This window comes from uncultured Flavonifractor sp. (genome assembly GCF_944387675.1).
GTDB lineage: Bacteria > Bacillota > Clostridia > Oscillospirales > Oscillospiraceae > Flavonifractor.
Map to the genome: position 1 here is coordinate 1 of NZ_CALXFV010000141.1, position 4,096 is coordinate 4,096.

2 protein-coding genes are annotated in these 4,096 nt (G+C 61.3%); one reads left to right on the plus strand and one right to left on the minus strand.

Annotation, left to right across the window (positions count from 1 at the left end):
- Positions 1-624: 624 nt before the first annotated feature.
- Positions 625-2,214 carry an N-acetylmuramoyl-L-alanine amidase gene (locus tag Q0J74_RS10560; protein WP_297214415.1) on the minus strand — a complete coding sequence of 530 codons (1,590 nt, stop codon included), beginning with the start codon at positions 2,212-2,214 and terminating at the stop codon, positions 625-627.
- Between the two features lie 191 nt (positions 2,215-2,405).
- Between Q0J74_RS10560 and Q0J74_RS10565 the strand changes: the two genes are divergently transcribed.
- Positions 2,406-4,096, plus strand: a 1,691-nt coding sequence (locus Q0J74_RS10565) for a hydratase (RefSeq protein ID WP_297214418.1), incomplete at its 3' end; no start/stop codon positions are given.

A 4,096-nucleotide genomic window follows, 5' to 3' on the forward strand; every position in this document is an offset into this window, starting at 1 on the left:
AAGCCCGGGAAGGCCTGATACGACTGGATTTTTGAAGGGTTAAGGCCCTTTTGGACAGCGATTTGGCAACACTTTTTCATGATTCATAAAAAGAGAGCTAAGTGCTTTTTGAAGTAAGCTGCCCCAAGTTGTGCGGGCAGTACAAAAGGGTCCCCGGTAGGAAAGATTGGATTTTTAGGCGGAGAGGCGTCGCGTAAGCGGCACCTCTCCAACCTTTAACGAATGCCTATTGAATAACCGTCTGCCTTTTCTGGGGGTAAAAGATGACAAACAGATAGGCAAGCCGGCACAAAGGCAGCAGGAATGGATTTCAGAACTGCAATGATTTGCTCCTGTTCTTTGCAGCGGCGAAGAAGGGTATCCTAGTCCAGCCTGCCGAGAAAGTTCGCCCCTTTCTTGAACATGCAAGCATGTTTAAGAGGGGATACAGCCCGCTGCATCGCACACGCAAAATGTGTACACTTGCGGCCTGAGCAGTGTTTTTCCCGGTACAAGAGCTTCTTTCTCTCTTGCATCAGCTCTGCCTTTTTCCACAGCCCAAAAATGGCCGCCAATGGCGGCCATTTTTGGAGAAACAAAGGGGCTGCTGTGCAGTCTGCACCGCTGTGACAAGCCCATCCGCCTTCATTCGACGGATGCTGCCGTTTTTTTGATGGCTCCGGTGTTGAGATAGTCCTGGATGCCCTGGGCAATGCCCTCCGCCAGCTTCTGCTGGTAGCTGTCTGTTTTCAGCCGCTCCAGCTCCTCCACGTTAGACATAAATCCACACTCCACCAGCACCGCCGCCATATTGGTCTCCCGCAGCACCACGAAGTCGGCCGAGGAGATTCCCCGGTCGATGGCGCCGGTGGCGGCGCACACCGCTGTCTGCACCGCCTGGGCAAAGTTCTTGCTCCGGGTGCTGGAGGGGTGATAGTAAGTGTACAGCCCCTGGAAGGTGGGTACCGTACCGGAGGCGTTGATGTGGACGCTGACAAAGAGATCTGCCTCCACCGCATTGGCCAGGGCCGCCCGCTCGTACAGGTCCCCCGCCGTCTCCCCCGTCCGGGTCATCACCACGTTATAGCCCGCCGCCTCCAACACCGTCTTCAGCTTGCTGGAAATGGACAGAGTCAAATCCTTCTCGTAGATTTTGGTGCCGCTGGCATCTGGATACACTGCCCCCAGGGTGGTTCCATCATGGCCCGGGTCCACCACGATGGTATATTTGTTGGGGTCCAGCGGCTCCTCCGGCATGCCCGGGATCTCCGGGGCCGTCAAAGTGGCCCGGATGGTGTTCTCCCCCGCCTCCACCTGGATGTTCTTGGCATAGGTGGCGCCGCTCTTCAGGTCCAGCACCACCCGCAGGGTGTGGGGGTAGCTGTACCCCAGATCGTCGTCATGCTGAAGATAGCGAATGGCGGAAATCACCTCGCTGTCGGCGGCAAGGGTCACTGTGTCCTCCACCGCCTCCGGACAGACCGCTCCCAGGATGTCAATCACCACCCGGTCCCCCAGGTCGATCACCCGGTACTCCGGCTGGTGGTCGGCGGTAATGGTCACCACCTGAGTGCTGGAGGAGAAGGCAATCTCCGTTACCGTGCCGTTGTCCGGGTAGGCGGGCGGCTGGGGCGTTGGACTGGGAGAAACCTCCGGCGTGGGGGTTGGTGTGGGGGTTGGGGTAGGCGTGGGCGTGGGTTCCGGCGCGGCGGGCGAGGTGATGACGGCGGTAAAGCTGGCTCCGTCCCAGGCCACCTCAGCCCCCAGCTGCTCGGAGACAAACCGCAGCGGCACCATGGTACTCTCCTTCCCGTCCCACTTCACCACTCCGGCTGGAATCCCATCGGGCAGCTCCACGCTCTGTCCGTTCACCAGGGCTGTGGCGGAGCCCAGAGTCAGCACGATCAGGCTCTCCTCCCGGGTCAAAATGGCCTGTCGGGTCTCCGGCACCCAGGTCACCGAGGCGCCCAGCGCCTCCGCAATCAGGCGGACCGGCACCAAGGTGCGCCCGTTCTTTCCCTCCGGATACTGCACCAGGGCGGGAACGTCCTCCGGCGTGAGGGCAACCCCGTCCAGGGTCATGTTCACCCGGTCCGTCTCCACCAGCTCGCCATACCGCCCGGTGGCCTCTTCATAAAAATAAACGGAAAGAGTACCCGCAGGCCCCGCGGCCAGGACGGGCAGCATTCCGACCAGTAAAATCAGGGCTACTACCAGGGAAACAGCCTTTTTCATATCAGAACTCCTCGGCAAAGTATGGATTTATTCTACCGTATTCCCCATAACCCGTCAAGGCGGCGGAGGAAAAAAAGTTGACATAAATTTTTGGTTATTCTTCTTTGCAGGCCCGGACAAAACGGCTTGCACTTGAGGCGAAATATTGGTATGATAAAAGGGATTATTTGAATTATAATGGAGGGGTTTCCATGCTGAAGATCACCACCGAGGGTGCGTACTATAAAAACGGCGCCTTCCTGCCTGTGCAGGACGGCCCCGCCGCCGGACTGCCCGCCCCGGCGGAGGCCAAAAAAGGCACCATGGCCTACGCCATCCTGAGCGCCCACAACACCAGCGGCTCCATGGACAGCCTGGCCATCAAATTTGACGCCATGGCCTCCCACGACATTACCTACGTGGGCATCATCCAGACCGCCCGGGCCTCCGGTATGCAGCAGTTTCCGCTGCCCTACGTGCTCACCAACTGCCACAACTCCCTGTGCGCCGTGGGCGGCACCATCAATGAAGACGACCACGTGTTCGGCCTGTCGGCGGCCAAGAAGTACGGCGGGGAGTTTGTCCCCGCCCACCAGAGCGTCATCCACTCCTACATGCGGGAGCGGTACGCCGCTCCCGGCAAGATGATTCTGGGGTCCGATTCCCACACCCGCTACGGCGCCTACGGCACCATGGCCATCGGCGAGGGCGGACCCGAGCTGGCCCGGCAGCTGCTGGAAAAGACCTACAACATCTCCTACCCCAAGGTCATTGCCGTCTATCTCACCGGCGCTCCCATCCCCGGTGTGGGTCCCCAGGATGTGGCTTTGGAGCTGATCCGCTCCACCTTCAAGGACGGGATTGTGAAAAACGCTGTCATGGAGTTCTTCGGCCCCGGCGTAGCCAATCTGTCCATGGACTACCGCTCCGGCATCGACGTGATGACCACCGAAACCACCTGTCTGTCCTCCGTATGGCCCGCTGACAACACCCTGAAGGACCACCTGGCGGTGCTGGGCCGGGGGGCGGAATTCCGCCCCCAGGCTCCCGCCGACGGGGCCTACTATGACGGGGTCATCCAGGTGGCGCTGGACCAGATCCGGCCCATGATCGCCCTGCCCTTCCACCCCTCCAACGCCTACACCATCCGGGAGTTCCAGGAGAATATGGAGCAGCTGCTCCACCAGGTGGACGAGGACACCATGCGCCAGCTGAAGCTGAAGCACAAGCCCGTCTCCCTGCTGGAGAAGGTGGTGGACGGCCGGTTCAATGTGGATCAGGGCGTTATCGCCGGCTGCTCCGGCGGCACCTATCAGAACATCGTCCGGGCGGCCCAGATCCTGGACGGCCACGCCATCGGCGCGGATGAATTCTGGCTGTCGGTCTATCCCACCAGCCAGCCGGTGAACCTGGAGCTGACCCGGAAGGGGTATATTGCCTCCCTGATGGCCGCCGGGGCCTCCATCCGCTCCTGCTTCTGCGGCCCCTGCTTCGGCGCCGGGGACGTACCCGCCAACGGCGGCTTCTCCATCCGCCACTCCACCCGCAACTTCCCCAACCGGGAGGGGTCCAAGCCCTCTGACGGCCAGGTATCCTACGTGGCCCTGATGGACGCCCGTTCCATTGCCGCCACCGCCCTCAACGGAGGCGTGCTCACCGGTGCCGATCAGCTCCCCAATCCCCCGGCCGACCCCGCTGTGGAACCCTTCGCCTATGACCCCACCCCCTATAAGGCCCGGGTGTATTTCGGCGTGGGGAAGGCCGACCCCAGCCAGGAGCTGGTGTTCGGCCCCAACATCGCCGACTGGCCGGAGCAGGTGGCCCTGCCGGAGAACCTGCTGCTCACCGTGTGCTCCGCCATCTATGACCCGGTGACCACCACCGACGAGCTCATCCCCTCCGG